This window comes from Microcoleus sp. A003_D6 (assembly GCF_036702825.1).
In the GTDB taxonomy this organism is placed as follows: Bacteria; Cyanobacteriota; Cyanobacteriia; order Cyanobacteriales; family Microcoleaceae; genus Microcoleus.
Genome location: NZ_JAUBWA010000034.1, coordinates 16,482 through 33,582 on the forward strand (window position 1 = coordinate 16,482; position 17,101 = coordinate 33,582).

The 17,101-nt window shown below is 48.0% G+C and carries 16 protein-coding genes; 5 read left to right on the forward strand and 11 right to left on the reverse strand.

The genetic code is table 11. From position 1 onward, the window contains the following. Positions 1-242: 242 nt before the first annotated feature. Positions 243-1,535, forward strand: a complete 1,293-nt coding sequence (locus tag QUB70_RS11945; RefSeq protein WP_332980513.1) for a ribonuclease D — start codon at positions 243-245, stop codon at positions 1,533-1,535. A gap of 260 nt (positions 1,536-1,795) precedes the next feature. Here the strand turns inward: QUB70_RS11945 and QUB70_RS11950 are convergent, their stop codons facing one another. Both QUB70_RS11950 and QUB70_RS11955 read right to left on the reverse strand, forming a co-directional pair. Next, entirely contained in the window at positions 1,796-2,857 is a 1,062-nt protein-coding gene (locus QUB70_RS11950) for an NAD(P)-dependent alcohol dehydrogenase (RefSeq protein ID WP_332980515.1), read from the reverse strand. Further along, positions 2,757-3,281, reverse strand: a complete 525-nt coding sequence (locus QUB70_RS11955) for a (R)-mandelonitrile lyase (RefSeq protein ID WP_332980516.1) — start codon at positions 3,279-3,281, stop codon at positions 2,757-2,759. Before QUB70_RS11955 ends, QUB70_RS11950 begins: the two co-directional genes overlap by 101 nt. A 302-nt stretch (positions 3,282-3,583) precedes the next feature. On the opposite strand from QUB70_RS11955, the gene QUB70_RS11960 reads away from it, so the two are divergent. Further along, on the forward strand, positions 3,584-3,847 hold the full coding sequence (locus QUB70_RS11960; protein ID WP_332980518.1) for a hypothetical protein: 264 nt from the start codon (positions 3,584-3,586) through the stop codon (positions 3,845-3,847). Here the strand turns inward: QUB70_RS11960 and sufU are convergent. The 7 genes from sufU to QUB70_RS11995 all read right to left on the reverse strand — a co-directional run bounded on the left by sufU (position 3,828) and on the right by QUB70_RS11995 (position 10,736). Next, positions 3,828-4,280, reverse strand: coding sequence for a Fe-S cluster assembly sulfur transfer protein SufU (gene sufU / locus QUB70_RS11965; protein WP_332980519.1), 453 nt, complete (start codon positions 4,278-4,280; stop codon positions 3,828-3,830). The genes QUB70_RS11960 and sufU overlap by 20 nt on opposite strands. 7 nt (positions 4,281-4,287) lie before the next feature. Further along, a complete protein-coding gene (locus QUB70_RS11970; protein WP_332980520.1) occupies positions 4,288-4,893 on the reverse strand; it encodes a nucleotidyltransferase family protein in 606 nt (201 codons plus the stop codon). Between the two features lie 48 nt (positions 4,894-4,941). Then, complete coding sequence (locus QUB70_RS11975) at positions 4,942-6,081, reverse strand: XdhC family protein (protein WP_332980522.1); 1,140 nt, start codon at positions 6,079-6,081, stop codon at positions 4,942-4,944. Positions 6,082-6,414: 333 nt separating this feature from the next. Continuing rightward, positions 6,415-8,631: a xanthine dehydrogenase family protein molybdopterin-binding subunit gene (locus QUB70_RS11980; protein ID WP_332980523.1), complete on the reverse strand. Its 2,217-nt coding sequence runs from the start codon at positions 8,629-8,631 to the stop codon at positions 6,415-6,417. 18 nt (positions 8,632-8,649) lie between these two features. Continuing rightward, positions 8,650-9,642 carry an FAD binding domain-containing protein gene (locus QUB70_RS11985; RefSeq protein WP_332980525.1) on the reverse strand — a complete coding sequence of 331 codons (993 nt, stop codon included), beginning with the start codon at positions 9,640-9,642 and terminating at the stop codon, positions 8,650-8,652. After that, positions 9,629-10,477, reverse strand: a complete 849-nt coding sequence (locus QUB70_RS11990) for a 2Fe-2S iron-sulfur cluster-binding protein (protein ID WP_332980526.1) — start codon at positions 10,475-10,477, stop codon at positions 9,629-9,631. Before QUB70_RS11990 ends, QUB70_RS11985 begins: the two co-directional genes overlap by 14 nt. Before the next feature lie 115 nt (positions 10,478-10,592). Then, on the reverse strand, positions 10,593-10,736 hold the full coding sequence (locus QUB70_RS11995; protein WP_332980528.1) for a hypothetical protein: 144 nt from the start codon (positions 10,734-10,736) through the stop codon (positions 10,593-10,595). A gap of 287 nt (positions 10,737-11,023) precedes the next feature. Between QUB70_RS11995 and QUB70_RS12000 the strand changes: the two genes are divergently transcribed. Both QUB70_RS12000 and QUB70_RS12005 read left to right on the forward strand, forming a co-directional pair. Beyond that, the gene (locus QUB70_RS12000) at positions 11,024-12,007 is read left to right on the forward strand and encodes an AraC family transcriptional regulator (protein WP_332980531.1); all 984 of its coding nucleotides are present in this window, start codon (positions 11,024-11,026) and stop codon (positions 12,005-12,007) included. A gap of 86 nt (positions 12,008-12,093) precedes the next feature. Next, a complete protein-coding gene (locus tag QUB70_RS12005; RefSeq protein WP_332980533.1) occupies positions 12,094-12,576 on the forward strand; it encodes a GNAT family N-acetyltransferase in 483 nt (160 codons plus the stop codon). Between the two features lie 205 nt (positions 12,577-12,781). Here QUB70_RS12005 and QUB70_RS12010 read toward each other — a convergent pair whose 3' ends face one another. Next, positions 12,782-15,313, reverse strand: a complete 2,532-nt coding sequence (locus QUB70_RS12010) for a vWA domain-containing protein (protein WP_332980534.1) — start codon at positions 15,311-15,313, stop codon at positions 12,782-12,784. A 373-nt stretch (positions 15,314-15,686) separates the two neighbouring features. Here QUB70_RS12010 and QUB70_RS12015 point away from each other — a divergent pair, with 373 nt between their 5' ends. Next, on the forward strand, positions 15,687-16,673 hold the full coding sequence (locus QUB70_RS12015; protein ID WP_332980536.1) for an AEC family transporter: 987 nt from the start codon (positions 15,687-15,689) through the stop codon (positions 16,671-16,673). Positions 16,674-16,862: 189 nt separating this feature from the next. Here the strand turns inward: QUB70_RS12015 and QUB70_RS12020 are convergent, their stop codons facing one another. Beyond that, positions 16,863-17,096 carry a hypothetical protein gene (locus tag QUB70_RS12020; protein ID WP_332980537.1) on the reverse strand — a complete coding sequence of 78 codons (234 nt, stop codon included), beginning with the start codon at positions 17,094-17,096 and terminating at the stop codon, positions 16,863-16,865. Positions 17,097-17,101 lie beyond the last annotated feature (5 nt).

Genomic DNA, 17,101 nt, shown 5'->3' on the forward strand with positions numbered 1-17,101 from the left:
GTATTGATAGGTTAATAGTTTGTAGGGTGCGCTTCGGTGCACCTTACTGCTGTTGAAGGTTCAAAGTGCGATCGTCTATTCCCGGTTTCTGCCTCCAAGACGGGTCAACATTTAATACTAATTCTGAAAAGATATATGTAGGGACACGGCATTGCCGTGTCCTTAATGCGATCGTTGACAATCGATCCGATAATTGCTATAGCATAATATAAGCCAAAAGTTAATAGCAAAAGTCTGTAAAAATGCCTTATTTAACAGCAGCAAACGACATCAAAGCACTCATCGCTAAATTTTCCCAAGCTAAAATCCTGTGGGTTGATACAGAAATAGCAGACTATAAATCCAATCCCAGATTATCTCTAATTCAGGTGTTAGCTGACTCCACAGATTCGACAGGAGATGCAACTTTTCTGCTAGATGTTTTAGATAAACCTGAATTGGCAAAAGATTTCGTCAACCAAATCATGGTAAATCCAGATATTGAAAAAGTATTGCACAACGCCAGCTATGACATCAGATTTCTGGGCAATGACGACGCCCAAAATGTCACTTGTACATTGCAAATGGCGAGAAAGATTCCAGTTTACATTCTGCCATTACCCGATCGACAACTCAAAACTTTAATAGAAACACTTTGCGGCATAGCTTATGTAGATAAAACCGAACAGGGCGGGGATTGGGCAAAACGTCCCCTGACCCAGAAGCAGCTAGAATATGCTAAGATGGACGCGGTTTATTTAGCTGGAGTGCATCGCCGCCTGCTAGAAATCCTTGCCCAATGTTATCCCGAACCCGCAACGGAAAACTTGACAGCATTGGGCGAAAAATATCAGGAAATAGAATCTCGGTGGAAGCCGCTTGATTCAGAAATCGCTGAAGTGAAAGAACGATTTAAAGCAGGCATGATGGCGCAAAAGCTCAAAGATAGTTCTTGTTTTCAGCTTTCCAGTTCTATAACAATGAAAGTTGATTTTATGACGCTGGCAAGACTGACGCAAACTCAGGGAATTGAGTTGAATTTTCCGGTGACGCTGACGAAAGAAATTCAAAAACAGTTAGGAGAATTCATCGCTGATCCATCTTTGGAAGTTGAGGAGATTGCGAGTTGGCGGTTGAATTCTAATGTACAGCAACGGCGAAAATCTACTAAAAAAATTGCGCCGGAACCGGAGAGTGAGGATTTAACAGTGTTGGGGAAAAGGTATCAAGAAATTTTGCCTGAATGGAAGTTACTGGATTCAGAAGTTGAGCATCTGAAAGAGCGCATTAAAAAAGCAATGTTGGTGCAAAATAAGGAAAATACTCCCCATTTTAAGTTATCCAGTTCCTCGATTTTGAAGGTAGATTTTGCTAAATTGGCAAAACTTGCGCTATCTGTGGGAGTTGAGTTAGATTTTATGGTGACGCTGACTCAATACATCCAAAAGCAGTTAGGGGAAGCTATTAACAAAATTGACGTGCAAATTGAGTATATTACCAGTTGGCGGATGACAGCTAAGACTGTGGAAGATGAAGATGAGGAAATCCCGTTTTAACTAACGTCAGTTCTGGTTAAGCAGAAGGAGGCAAAACCCAATCAAACCCAAGAGAGTGCTTCTTAGGTTGATGGCAATAGGCAATTAAACCACACAAAACATTCGCACAGGGCGTTGCTTAATCAGGGTATGAAAAAATAAGTTTAAAATCCAGAAACTGTGTCGAAAATGGTTTCTATGACTTGCATATTTTGCCTTGCATACCGTAAATCAGCAACGCCCTGTTTCTGCATGATGACTCCTTCGAGATGCGATCGCAGTTATTCAGATTTCAGGGATGCCATATCGATACAGAAGCGGTACTTCACATCAGACTTGAGCAGTCGCTCGTAAGCTTCATTGACCTTCTGGATGGGGATGACTTCGACATCGGCGGTGATGTTATGTTCGCCGCAGAAGTCGAGCATCTCCTGGGTTTCCGCTATGCCGCCGATGTTGGAGCCCGAGAGACTGCGCCGCCCCATAATCAGGCTGAATGCCGAGACTTCAAGGGGATTCTCAGGTGCGCCGACAAGGGTGATGTTGCCGTCGCGGGTGAGCAGGTTGAGATAAGCGTTGATATCGTGATTGGCAGATACGGTGTCGAGGATGAAGTCGAAGCTGCCAGCGTGCTGCTGCATTTCGTCGGTGTTGCGGGAGACGACGACTTCATCCGCACCAAGGCGGAGCGCGTCTTCCGTTTTATTGGGCGAGGTAGTGAAGACGACGACGTGGGCTCCGAACGCATGAGCAAACTTCACACCCATGTGCCCCAGTCCGCCGAGACCGACCACGCCCACCTTCTTACCCTCGGTGATACCCCAGTGGCGCAGGGGAGAATAGGTTGTAATCCCGGCGCAGAGAAGCGGTGCAACTCCGGCGAGATCGAGGTTAGAGGGGACGCGCAGAACGAAGCGTTCATCGACAACGATGCTGTCGGAATAGCCGCCGTAGGTGACAGGAGCGGTCTTGTGCTTGTCTGGGGAGTTGAAGGTGAGCGTCAGGTTCGGACAGAAGTTCTCAAGCCCGATTTTGCAATTGGGACAGGTTCCATCGGAGTCCACCAGACAGCCAACTGCGGCGAGATCGTCAGGTTTGTACTTTGTAACTGCTGAGCCGACCTTGGTGACACGACCGACGATCTCATGACCGGGAACAATTGGGTAGGTAGTGGGCATGACGCTGCTCCACTCGTTGCGTACAGAATGGACATCGGAGTGGCAGATACCGCAGAAGAGGATTTCAATCTGCACGTCGTGTGCGGTTGGATCGCGCCGCGCGATCGTGGCGGAGTCCAGGGGCGATGTTGCAGTAGCTGCGGAATAAGCTTTTGTGTTGTACATGAATTGATGCTCCTAATTTGTTTACTTTTGGTGCCTGGTATTGTTCGTCGCTAACCTGTTCCAGCCAGTCCACGGCCTTGCCGTCGAGCTGTTCCTGAATGGCAATGTGCGTCATTGCCGTGGTTGGGGTGGCTCCGTGCCAATGCTTCTCACCAAGCGAGAACCAAATCACGTCTCCCGGCCGAATTTGCTCGATCGCGCCGCCCCATCGCTGTACAAGTCCGCAGCCAGCCGTTACGATCGGGGTCTGTCCCAACGGGTGAGTGTGCCATGCTGTCCGAGCGCCGGGATCAAACGTGACACTGGCACCAAGTGTGCGTGCTGGATCGTGCGCCTCGAACAGGGGGTCAATACGGACAGTGCCGGTAAAATACTCGTCCAGTCCTTTGGCCGCAGGCTGTGAGCCACTTCTTTTAATCTCCATTTCTTAATTCCTTCACTTGATGCCATTTCGGTGGCTCTCCCAATCGTAGAAATTGAGCGCTTATCGCTTCTCTATCAATAGGGAGGGATTTTTTAAGAAACAAGGTTAGCTTTGATGGCATTTTGGTTGTCAGCAGGCCAATCTCTTGCCCCATCAAATCTGCGTTTTCTATTGAATAAAAATCCAGACGCTTGCAAGAAACCGGAATCGTTTTTCATTGCTTTAGACTCATTCTAAGAATCCTCAAGGGCAAGCAATAGAACGATCGTCTAAGATTGTTGTACAATCCTGCAAATTTAGAAATGAACGCTGCCAAACCGAGTGAAAAGCCAGATAGGTCGTTAATGAACGACCAGCCGGCAAAGCGCGAGGCAGACAGAGCGCAAGCCCACAGAGACGAACTGACGAATAGCGGATTGCACAGGCGATTCGACCCCACACTTGTCGGTTCAGTCATGGTTGAGGCGGGAGATCCCTCACCGCAAAGGGGTGCCAATGTAAAAGCGATCGACGTGAGTTTATTGGATGTGCCTCTATTGGATGTCACTATACCTGTTCATTCCTAGTTTCAACCGAACTCAGCGCCGCTTTGAGGGTATGCCAAGCCAAAGTTGCACACTTAACCCGCATCGGATATCGGGAAACACCTTGCATGATATTGAGTTTCTCCAACGGAGGCTCAAACTGAGTATTTCCCATTACCATCTCGCGGAACTCTTCTACCATTAAAAGCACCTGTGAAATAGTTTTACCTTTGATAGCGATCGCCATTAAGTCAGCAGAAGCAAGGCACAAAGCACAACCTGCACCTTCAAATTTAATATCTGCAATTTTACTTTCTGCTTCATCTAGTACCAGCGTTAAATCAACCACATCACCGCAATAAGGATTTTCTCCTCGGTGTTGACGGTGTACGGGGTTAGTTTTTCCTTTGTTTTGCGGTTTTCTGGCGTGTGTCAAAATTACTTGTTGGTAAATTTGGCGATCGTTAGTTTTCATAATTTATTCACTCTTTAAAATTCTTTAATAGCAACTGCTTGTAATCGTCCGGGGTATCAATATCAATCGCAGCTTCTGGTATTAGCAGAATCAATCCAGTATCTATATATTTTTGTATTAATGCTTTTGCACCTTTATCTCCTTCAAGCTGCATCAGTTCTGGAAATAAGGCCTTGCTAAACAGGGCAGGTACACCTGTAGTTTCGTTATACTTTGAGGCAATAATTACTTTTTGTGTTTCTTGATAAGACTCAATCAATTGATTTAAAATCTGGGGAGAAACTAGCGGCTGATCGGCAAGTGAGATGATAACTGCATCAAGTTTAGAGTTAGTTTTCAGTAGCATACTAATACCAGCGCGAATAGAAGAAGACATTCCCTCTCGCCATTGAGAGTTCTCTACAACTTGCACCGCCTTTGGCATTAGTTCCGGTTTAATTTGTTCTGCATAAGCTCCCAGGACTACTATGATAGGTTGGCTCATAGAAGCTAAGGCAACTTCAACCGCATGAAGTATGAGGCTGCGTCCTTGATAAGAAAGCAATTGTTTTGGTCTTCCCATGCGGGTTGCAGCTCCAGCAGCGAGAATAATTAGACCAATTTTAAATACCATACCCAAGTTTTGGATTTTTGATTATTAAGAACATACTCGTATTAGCCGTTAAATTTTTGATAATTGACTATTGATTGAATCATGAATTGGTACAGTGCGATTTCTTAAAAAACCACCTTGATGCTTTGCTGTTACTGCTTGAATTTCGGCTATAATCGCCAGAGCAATCTCTTCGGAATTATCTGCCCCAATGTCGAGTCCCACCGGACTATATAAATTTTGTTGCTGTTGTGGAGTGGGGATAACTCCTTCTTGTTGTAGTTCTTGCAATAATCGGTCTGTTCTTTTCTTAGGGCCAAGTACACCTAAGTATTTTAAGCCAGAAGGCAATAACACTCTCAGCAATTCCAGGTCGTCTAAATAATTATGAGTCATAACTACAGCAACAGTACGCTCATCTATCTCGATTTTTTTTAATACATCTTGAGGAGAACAAAATTTAACTCGATCTGCTTCTTGAAAACGCTTTCGGCTTGCTTCCCGTTGGCGGTGATCGACTACAGTAATATGCCATCCTAACTGTTTGCCAAAGCGAACAACGGGAAGAACATCATACCCAGCACCCAAAATTACCAGCGACAGCGGTGGCTGAATGACTTGAATAAAAACTTCAACTTTCCCGCCTATTAACTGATATTGTTTCCCTACCGAGGTTTTGTGTTGAAGTGCTGCTTGTGTATCCCTTAAAACCGCTGCTGCTAATTCCTCATCGCTGATGTGATTGATGATATCTGAATTTAGTAGCAAGCGATCGCCTATTTGAGATTTGCTTTCACCCTCTATATTAAATACAGTTGCAATAGCACTCTCAACCCGAGCATCAAGGCATTTGTGGACAAAACTAATTTGGTTCGGCTCGTTTACTGGCAACGATTCAATCAAAACATAAGCAATGCCTTGACAGCCAAGCCCCAATCCCCAAATTAAATCTTCCTCCGAGGTGGAGTCATACTTAACCACACAAGGACTACCAGTGTTCATTACCTGCTGTGCTTTCTCAAATACATCACTTTCCAAACAGCCACCGCTAATTGCACCTACTATCAAGCCATCTGCACTCATCAACATTCGCGCACCAGGCCGGCGATAAGTTGAACCTTCCACTTTAACTAAAGTTGCCAAGGCTAGCTTTTTCGTGGTGTCTTTTACTTGCTCTAAAGCAGCCTTAATATCGTGTAGTTCTTTCATTGCTCAGCCTAAAAAATTTTGTATCTCATATCTATTCCGGTCTCCGGGCCGGAATGATATCAAATCCTTGCTTCATCCGTCGGGCGTAAAGTCGAATCAAGCTGCCAACAAATAATTCGCGCAATTTTCATTTTTTTGACCCCGAGTCAACAGTCAACAGTCAACAGTCAACAGTCAACAATCACGGACGGTGCAACCGGAATTGATATAGCTTTTATCAAAAAGATGAGGTATGACTGACAGCTTATATAACCACTAAACGTATAGGGCCCAAGCCCAACTACGTACCTCATCTTTCTGAGAACCGCTATATCATTCCTCAAATGACCTCACTCACAGCAGCTTGTCCGGGGTAATCGGCAGATCCCTGATGCGTCGGCCCGTGGCATGAAAAACAGCGTTGGCGATCGCCGCCGGGATGCCGACCATGCCGAGTTCGCCCATGCCCTTGACACCGAGCGGATTGACGACTTTATCGTCCTCCTCAACGAATATCGTGTCGATCTCCAAGATATCGGCATTAACCGGCACGTGATAGTGCTGCAAATTCGGGTTCATAATCCGCCCGTAACGGTGGTCGATTTCAGTCGCCTCTTGCAGCGCCATACCAATGCCCCAGACAACGCCGCCAATTTCCTGGCTGTGCGAGGCCTTCGGATTCATAATCTTGCCACAGGCGCTCACTTCAATGGCGCGCGTGACGCGGACAGTTCCCACATCCGGATCGACCTTCACTTCAATGAACTGCGCGCCGTGCGCCAACATCGCATACTTCTCGCGCTCCTCTGAGGGACGCGACTCGAATGTTTCCGTGATTTCGGTGAGATTATTACGCTTCATCACTGCGGAGATGTTGACGAAACGATCCGGGTCGCTTGTTAGTCGCAGTCTCCCGTCGAGCATCTCGACATCGGAGGGGGCTGCCCCCTTGAGCGGAGAATTCGCTTCCTGGTTCGCCAGCGCGAGCAACTTCGTGCCGATCGCCAGAGCCGCCCCGCGCACCGCCGAGCCCACGCTCGCCGTCGTCCAAGAGCCCCCCTGCGACGGCGATCGAGGCAACTTCGTGTCGCCGAGTTCAAATTTCACCTGCTCCAACTTCAGCCCCAGATACTCGGCAGCGATCATGGTCATCACGGTGTAGGTGCCAGGTCCGATGTCGCTGGTCGCACTTGCAACTTGCGCCGTGCCGTCCGCCCGCAGCGTGACGAGGGCGGCAGCGGGCATCTGGAAAGCGCCCCAGACGCTGGTCGCCATTCCCCAACCGACGAGCAGGCGTCCGTCACGCATCGATCGGGGCTCTTTCTTGCGATTCTTCCAACCGAATTTTTCCGCGCCCAGCCGGTAGCACTCCCGCAACGCCTTACTCGAAAATGGCTTGCCGCTCTCGGGGTCGGTTTCGGCATAGTTGATCAGCCGAAGTTCGAGCGGGTCGATCGCCAGCGCGTAGGCCAGCTCGTCCATCGCACATTCGAGCGCGAACATACCGCTAACGGCCCCCGGTGCGCGCATCCAGGTCGGGGTGGGGAGGTCGGTGTTGGTAATCTTCAGCGGCGCGTAGAGATTCGGGCAAGCGTAGACTTGGCGCGTGAACTGCGTGGTGCCGTCCGAAAACTCCTCGATGGTGGAGGTGTTGTGTACGGCTTCATGAATCATCGCCGAGAGCTTTCCCGATCGCTCCGCGCCGAGGGCAATCTTCTGAATCGTGTGCGGACGATAACCGTGGCCAGTGAACATTTGCGTGCGCGTATAGACAACCTTGACTGGGCGCCTGAGTTCGCGGGCTGCCATCGCTGTCAGCGCCGGATAATAGTTCGGGCGCAGCGACGCTCCAAACGCCCCGCCGACGAAGGGCGAGATCACACTCACGTTTTCCTCGGGCAGGCCGAAGCTCGAAGCCAAATGTTCGCGCACGCCATAGACCTCCTGCGTCTTGTCGAAGACCGTTAGCTTGTCGCCTTCCCAGACCGCGATCGCCGCGTGCGGCTCCATAGGGTTGTGGTGTTCGATCGGGATGCGGTACTCGGCCTCTACCTTCACGGCCGCTGCGCGCATTGCCTCTTCGGGATTACCGCGCGGCTTCGGAGGCTGCCCTTTAGTGGGGACGCGCGCGATCGCGCGCACCGCCTCAGTGTCGGTCATGTGCTGCTCTGAGCTGTAGGAGACTTTAACCAGACGTGCCCCATAACGTGCCTGCTCGTATGTCTCGGCGACGACGAGTGCCACGGGCTGCATATTGAAGAAGATTTTGTCGGACTGGAGCGCCCGAAACGACTTGTCTTGCTCCTCGGTGGGGCGGGGCGGGGACTGCTCCGTGGAAGACTTCAGACCAAGCTTCGGTGCGTTCAGGTGCGTGAAGACGCGAACTACGCCGGAGGCGCCTTGGGCCTCACGGGTGTCGATCGATTTAATCGTGCCCTTTGCTACGGTTCCCAGCACGATAAAACCGTAAGCGAGATTGGGAACCTTGAATTCCGCCGCGTATTTAGCCTTGCCCGTAACTTTGGCTGCGCCGTCCACGCGGCTCATTTCTTTTCCGATGTATCTTGCCATTTCGTTTATCCTCCCTAATTAGGCCGCGCCGCTCGTCATCGCTTGCTGCAAAGCCAGAACAATGGCGCGTTTTCCGAGTTCGACTTTATAACCGTTATGTTCAAGCGGTTTCGCATCTTTCAGAACCGCTTCGGCAGCCACTTTGAAGGTTTCTTCCGTCGCAGGTTTTCCGATCAGAACTCTTTCCGCTTCGGGTGAACGCCAAGGTTTATGCGCGACACCTCCCAAAACTACACGTGCCTGTGTGATGTTGTTGCCGCTTGTTTCTAGAGCAGCAGCCACGGCAAGCAGTGCAAAAGCATAGGAAGCCCGATCGCGAACTTTTAGGTAATAAGACTTGTTGGCGAAATTATTCTTCGGCATTTCGATCGCGACAATCAATTCCCCATGCTGAAGATTGTGATCTTTTTCAGGCGTGTTGCCCGGCAAGCGATGAAAATCCTCGATCGGGATTGTGCGTTCTTGCCCGTTCGTGCCGCGAATCCTCACTACCGCATCAAGGGCATAAAGCGCATTTGCCATATCGCCCGGGTAAGTCGCCACGCATTTGTCGCTGTAGCCAAAAATGGCATGAATGCGATTGAGCCCCTGAAGCGCTCCGCATCCGCTGCCGGGTTCGCGTTTGTTGCAGGGCATAGCGATGTCGTAAAAATACTGGCAACGGGTGCGCTGCATCAAATTTCCCCCGTTGGTCGCCATATTGCGAAGCTGCACGGAGGCACCGGCTAAAATCGCCATTGACAGAAGCGGGTAATTTTGCCGGACGAGTGCATGGTTGGCCGTGTCGGTATTTTTGGCTAACGCGCCGATCGAAATTCCGTTCGAGGTCGATCGAATCTCCGCCAGATTCAAACCTGAGATGTCAACAAGTTCGCTGGGACGCTCGACGTATTCTTTCATCAAATCAATCAGATTTGTCCCGCCTGCGAGAAACTTTGCCGTTTGATTAGCCGAAACGGTGCCAACGGCATTTGCCGCATCGGTTGCACTTGAATATTTAAACGATTTCATCGGCTTTGCCCCCCTCGTTTAATAATGCAACGGCAATTTCTTCATCGCTGGCAAAATGCCAAGCCTGGGCTGTTTCGCGCCCGGACTGAACTTCTCTGACTGCCGCCACGATTCCCGGATACGCGCCGCAACGGCAAATGTTGCCGCTCATGCGTTCTCTGATTTCTTCATCAGAGAGTGCTACATTCTGCGTGCTCGTCCGCAAATTGTTAGTGACGTGACTCGCGTCGCCGTTTTTCGCTTCCTGTAGAAGCGCCACCGCCGAACATATCTGCCCCGGCGTGCAGTAGCCGCACTGGAACCCGTCGTGTTTGATGAACGCCGCCTGCATCGGATGAAGATTGTCGCCGTCAGCGATCCCTTCGATCGTCGTCACCTCTTTCCCCTCGCAGCTAGCGGCAAGTGTCAGACAAGAAAGCACGCGGCGCCCGTCAACGATCACCGTACAAGCGCCGCACTGTCCTTGATCGCATCCTTTTTTGGTGCCGGTCAATCCAAGTCTTTCGCGCAGGGCGTCGAGCAGCGCCGTGCGCGAATCCACTTCCAGGCGTTGGGTGGAGCCGTTGATTTTCAAAAGAACCTTAACGGCGTTTTCAACCCCAGGGGTCGGGGCGAACACGGCCTCGGCCTCCGCGGCGAGCGTGGAAAAGGCCTCCTCTTTAGCCAGCAGGTGGAAGGCGAAGGTGCCGAGTAGGGCTGCCATGCTTTGCCCCAAGAATTTGCGGCGAGCAGCGCCGGTAATACCGAGTTGGTCGAGCAGTGTTTCTTCGTCCGCGCTGAGTTGCTCGTCGCTCTCGGTTGAACTGAAATCTTTCCGTTCTTGATTGTCGTCCATGATGCTCCTTGCAAAATTCTCAAACAACCGTTAGATAAGTGTTTGTTTTTCGGGCCGGCTTTTCTAACGCTCTGCACCCACCGAAGGCGCTTCTGCCCCTTCGCTCGGGCGTCTTTTATTCTCGAAGACTTCCCTTTTGCGATCGATCGCCCTGGTGGGATGAATCCTGTGCCTCGAACCAAGGGTCAATGCCCGCAGTGCCGGTAAAATACTCGGCTCGCAAGGCATTCGGCTGTGCGCCACTTCGTTTGAGGTTCATCGTTTGAATTCCTTTGGCTACCCCAATTGTAGAGATCGAACACTTAGCGCCTGCTCTATCAATAGGGATGAATTTTTTAAGAAGCAAGGTTCGCCTTGATGCCCTTTTGGTGGTCAGTAGGGGAATCTCTTGCCCAATCAAAACAGAGTTTACTCTTGTATAAAAATCCAGAATGCTTATAAGAAGCAGAAATGGTTTTTCATTGCTTTAGCTTAATTCTATGAATCCTCAAGGGCAAGCAATAGGACGATCGTCTAAGATTGTTGTACAATCCTGCAAAGTTAGAAATGAACGCTGCGAAAACGAGTGAAAAGCCAGATAGGTCGTTAATGAACGACCAGCAGGCAAAGCGCTTTGCGGATAGAGCGCAAGCCAACAGAGACGAACTGACTGAGCGGATTTCCCAGGCGATTGGTCATGATGGGACGATCGAGCCGCTCAAAGGATTGCACTTCTACCGCTCCTCCTCACCTTCGGAATGCGTTCATGGTGTCTCTATCCCTGCTTTTTGTGCGATCGCTCAGGGCAGCAAAGAAGTTCTTCTGGGCTGCGATCGCTATCAGTACGACTCAATGCACTATCTGCTTGCTACGATCGAACTGCCGATTGTCAGCCAAATTCTTGAAGCATCCAAAGCGCAACCGTACCTTAGCCTTCGCCTCGATCTCGACCCCACACTTGTCGGTTCAGTCATGGTTGAGGCGGGCGATCCCTCACCGCAAAGGGGTGCCAATGTCAAAGCGATCGACGTAAGTCCGTTGGATGCAAATCTTTTGGACGCTGTGGTGCGGCTCGTCAGGCTTCTAGATTCCCCTGCTGAAGCTCATGTTCTGGCACCGCTGATTAAGCGGGAAATCATTTACCGACTGCTGATGGGAGAGCAAGGTAGTCGGCTGCGTCATATTGCTGTTCTGGGTGGCTCTACCCACCAAATTGCTAGAGCTGTCGATCGACTTCGTAAAGACTTTAACCAGCCGCTTCGGATTGAAAGCATCGCACGAGAGCTTGGAATGAGTGTATCGAGCTTCCACCATCACTTCAAGTCTGTCACTGCCATGAGTCCCTTGCAGTTCCAGAAGCAACTGCGGCTCCAGGAAGCTCGCCGTCTGATGCTGGGGCAAAACCTTGACGCTACCAGTGCTGCTTACCGTGTCGGTTATGACGATTCGTCGCACTTCAACCGAGAGTACAAGCGGCTCTTTGGTATACCGCCGATGCGCGATGTGGAGCGGCTGCGAGAAGCTGCTAGGGAGATTGCGAGTTCAAAATGATCTCCTCAATATGCCCTAATCCGGCCAGAAACCGCTAAAACATTAGGCATTTATTGCGAGCACTGTATTTTGGGAACAAATCAACTATGGTTGGACAAATCAGAAAGTATAATAAATCAATTCATCTTAATCAAGTTTTAGACATATTTAAAACAGAAGAAAAATTACTAGGCTTGGTGCCTGATGATGCTTTACAGAAAGAACTAGATGATCTAGAAAAGAAATTATTGAATGGCAAAGGTGAAGATAATAATAATAAATGGTCTATTAAAGCATGGGTTATAGTGGAGGGTGATGTAGTAATTGGATTTGCCTTTGCTCGTGAGTATAATCTTAAGACCAAATTAAATTGTTTATATATTTTGAAAGATTATAAACGCAAAGGCTGGGGAACTAAATTGATGAAGCAGGTTAAACAAAACTGCAAATCTCCAATTGAGTTACCAGTCTATGAGGAGAATAAAATAGCGGTTGCTTTCTATAATAAACACGAGTTTTTATCTACTGGTTATGGGGTTGAACACGATCGTAAGTATCTAGTGATGACTTGGCATAAAGCTAAAAGCTAAGCAATTGCACACACTCAAACTCTTGTTCTACTCCCATCATAGAAGATTTGCGTAGCGAAGCGGGGCGAAGCCATCGCTCCTTTCGTCTTGGCAACCTAACACTTGTCCCATCTACCTATTTCGTAGTCGCCACCGCTGCGCCTTTGCGGTTTATTTCAATCCGCCATATTTGAGCAAGGTGGGCAAATAATGCCCACCCTAATTCCTACTTCCCTACCGTGAAATACTCATTCTTAGCATACACGCTAATAATGCAGTCTCCCACTTCAAAAAACATCCCCTCTTGCTCATCTTTAGAAAATTGCAAGTTGCCGTATTTAGAATTAATTTCCTCAGCAGTCGCCGCTTTTGCCTCCATTTCATCCGGGATAAGTCCGGTAGAACCGATATAGAAAACCAGCGGTGAAACTTTTTCGCGGTACACTTTTTCAGCATAAGCTTCCAGTCGCTCGTTGGCATTAGCTAAAGCAGCGACAAACTCCTCTCGCTTGACATCTTCTTCCTGCCATTTCGCTTGCAAAAGCCGCAGCAAACTATCTGCACCCACTTTGGCTAAAGTAGCGCTAACAATTCCGTTATCCTCCAACCCCAAAAACTCATCGAAAATCAGTTTCATCAAGTCGTCAACTTTGGTGATTTTTGTTCGAGATGACAGCGTTTTGTGTGCGAAGACAACAGGCTCATCTAAGGTGATGTCAAATGTCGGTTTGGCTAGCTTTTCGCCCGTGTTTTTGTGGTAAACTTCGTAAAGGCGATCGAGAAATTTGTTGGCCGAGTGGAATTTGCCGAAGTTGAGGATGTTTTTGCTGCCGATGTCGATTTTGTAGCTGACTCGCGAATCTACTGAACCGTTGGCGATCGCACTTTTTAATTCCGTGTATTCCGTCGTCGTCGGAAAGTTGATGTAAAGGCTTTTTGAGAGATAATGCTGTTTTAATTCTTCCAATTGTTCCGCAGTGTAAGCCTCAGATTCCTCCTTCAAATGAGCTGAGAGAATGCTGGAGAGAATTTTAATGTTTGCGAGTTCCTCGAACACTCCGTTAAGGCTGCCGTAACGCCCGTCAAAAGGCACGAGGGGCAAATTATCTAACTTTATATCGTACTCTGAACGGAAGTCAAATTCTTCCACAGGCGAACCGTCTTTTTCAAGGACACCGCATTTGTTGAGCAAATTAAACACTGGTTTGCTGCTGATTTTGGTTCGCAGCGACTTAATATTAACTTCGCCGTCGCTGACAATAGTATAATTGTTGAAAGTATTGAGGTCTGTTACCAGAATTCCTGCCACTTCGGTGATTAAAGTTCCATCCTCAACTTTTACCAGCTTAGCTTTTCGGGTAATCAGCATATTGATGGTAGCGGTATTTTGATTGATGGCAAATGAACCCATTTGCACGTATTCGCCACCATCTAAGAATTCAGTTTTCAGCCAAGGCTTGACAAGGTTGCCGTTTTCGTCTCGCTTTCCCTCAATTCGCTTCAAACCTTTTCGCTGATAATTTTCTTGCAAGTGTTTCAAGTTGATGATGATGCTGTTGCTGTTTTCCTCCAATATCTTGATTAACTCCAGCAGGGAAATTTTCTCGCTGACTTTTACCCGATCGCCAATTTCATGATTTTTCAACACATCAGGCGCAAAAACAGCCTGTTCCAAATCTTCCGTAAACTCCGCTATTTGGGCATTTGTCAAAGCTTTCGCGTGTTTTTCCGTCAAAGTAGCGTCGAAAGTGCTCGCCAGCGCATACTTAGCCGTATTTAAATTGCCGTCAGCGAGGTTAGCTTTCGCAAAAGCCAACACCGACTCATCAGTTTGAGCAACGCGAACATCTAGTTTGTCATACTCAGCTTTGGCGACTTGCTGATATTTGTAAAACAGTCCGCGATCGTCTGCTTTCAGCCCGCAGATTTTCAGCGTGCTCGATGAACCGTTAATTTTTTTGCCACTTTTGGAAACAAAAACTTGATAATCATATTCCTTAATTAACGGTTCTTCCAGCGGAGGTGCAACAGAACTGCCTAACAGTTTTGTGCTGTCGTAAAGAGCATCATAAACCATTTTGACTTCGCCAGCGCGGATGCAATTTCCCGATAATGTATTGGCGATTTTGGAGAGAAGTTTGAAGTCAGCAGAGGCATAGGAGATCGTGTTAGCAAACACATCCATGTCTTTAAGTTCTTCGCAAATTTCCCCTAGTTTTGCAGCTTCAGAATTGGCACTGGGGTCATTTGCATAGCCGTCTGTGTGCAAATTGATCGCTGTCACTTCTCCTGCTTTCACCAGAGATTTAGCGAGTTGCATCGACTGGGATATGCAGGTACAGCCAGCAGTGCGTATTTTTTGAATTTCTTTGATGTATTGAGAGTCAAACTTTATCACTTCTTGAATCGGAATTCGCTGGAAGTGACAAATTACGTCACCCTTGTCAGCATAGGAAATCAGGCTGACAATTAGCTGGTAATTGTTGTATTCGTCTAAGGTCAAAAGCTTGATTAGGGTTTCTTTCAGCGGTTTTAAGTCATAATACATTGAGCCGGAACGGTCGATGATGATGATGCTGTGAGCGACGGATTTTTCTGGGATATCACCGGGCTTTCTTTCTAAATTAATGCGATCGACTAAATAGAATGCCTTTGCGTTTCCGGCAAAATTGTAGAGGGTAAATTTGGTGCGAGTATTCGAGGCTGCTTGGCTGCTGGAACTTTTGACCTGAGATGATTGTTTTGCTTGCCGTGCCATAGTTTTCACCTATGTTGATTTATTCCTCAACACTATCTTGACACACGCTTTTGTGGGTGTCAAGGCCAGTCGGGAAAATTATCTGCTAGGCTAAATAAGCATTAATACTTAGCAACGGTTGACAAAAGTAGTGTGCATCAAGACCACAGAAACCGGGTTTTTTACCGAATCTGCGGGTAAGCTGTGTTGCATCTAGATTGCCTATGGTATTAGAGAGGGAGAGGGGGAGAAGGGGAGAGGGGGAGAGGATTTGACGATTTTCGATCGGGACTCGAAATATACAATTTAAATGCACAACAGCTTAACAACGAAATATTTTCGTAAAAACCCGGTTTCTGACCACCCGCGCCAGTCCTAAAATATTTAATCAATAATGCTTAATTTAGCAAATCCGCTGCTCAAACTCTATTTAAATTTAATCGGATGGGTAGCAATCGGATTCATTCTCGGCCGCCTGCTACCGAGAAGCTATTCTACATATTTAGCCAAGTTTCTTTTCTTCTTTGGCACACCATTGAGCATTGTTGCTTTTATCCGCAGCGCCAATTTGTCGGGCAATATTTTGATAGCGCCGCTGACAGCTTGGGCGGCAATTATCGCAGGTGGCGGACTCGCTGGGATTTTGATAAATTTCGGTGTGGGCGAGGAACGTTTCAAGACTCTTAATCCGATCGCCCAAAACAGCCCAAAACACACAACCGTTTGGAGTTTGCCCGCTCAAGGCAGTTTCTTGTTAGCAGCGATGTTTGGCAATACAGGTTTTTTAGGCATTCCCGTCAGCTTGTCTTTGTTGGGCCCCGAACACTTTGCCTGGGCGTTATTTTACGACTTGCTAGGTACTGGGATGGCAATCAATATACTGGGAATTGCGATCGCTTCTGTCTGCGGTAAAAGCAGTTTACATTGGGGTTGGTTAGCTCCCCTGCGGGCAATTTTTCAGAACCCGGCACTGTGGGCTCTCTGTCTGGGATTTGTCTCGCGCAGCTTGCCGCTGTCAGCACAAATCGAAGAATTGTTAACAACAGGTGCTTGGGCTGTAATTAGTTTATCTTTAATTACGATCGGGATGCAGTTGAGCAATTTGAATTCTTTGCACAACCTAAAACAAGTTTTGAGTTGTCTGGTGATTAAAATGCTGTTGATTCCTTTGGTATTTGGCGCGGGTTTAACGTTTGTTGGTATCGTTGGCGTGCCGCGACTTTCGCTGGTGCTGCAAATGGCAATGCCTCCTGCTTTTGGTACTACATTGTTGGCAGAGGTTTTCAATCTCGATCGCGAATTAGCTGTAACTGCGATCGGCATGGGCTGCGTTAGTTTATTATTCACTATTCCAATATGGATGCGGTTATTTGGTTTTTAATCAAAATATTAATTAGACCTCTTGCAAAAATCCTTTTAATCAAATTCTGGAACGGGCTCTGGGGCCCATTCCACAAGAAAAAAAATTTTGTGGGATGGGCCCCAGAGCCCGTCCTAGTTATTTTTGCAAGAGGTCTATTTTAGTAGACGATGGGTGATGGATGTTTGTGGTGAGGATTTGCATTTCTTACTACTGAGATATTGCACCATTCTCAATTAGCCTTTTACGAACAGGCTTTCGGGCCTGGGTCGCGAGAAAATTTATCTTTTGTGGAACAGGCCGGAAAGCCTGTTCTTGAGAATGCTGCAAGATGTGAGTTGCTACAAACAATTTGACGATCGCAACTCCCGACACTGACAAAACTTCCAGGGCCCAAGAGCGGATTGCCAAAATCTCAACTATGCTAACGTAGGCAAGCAGCAATCCCT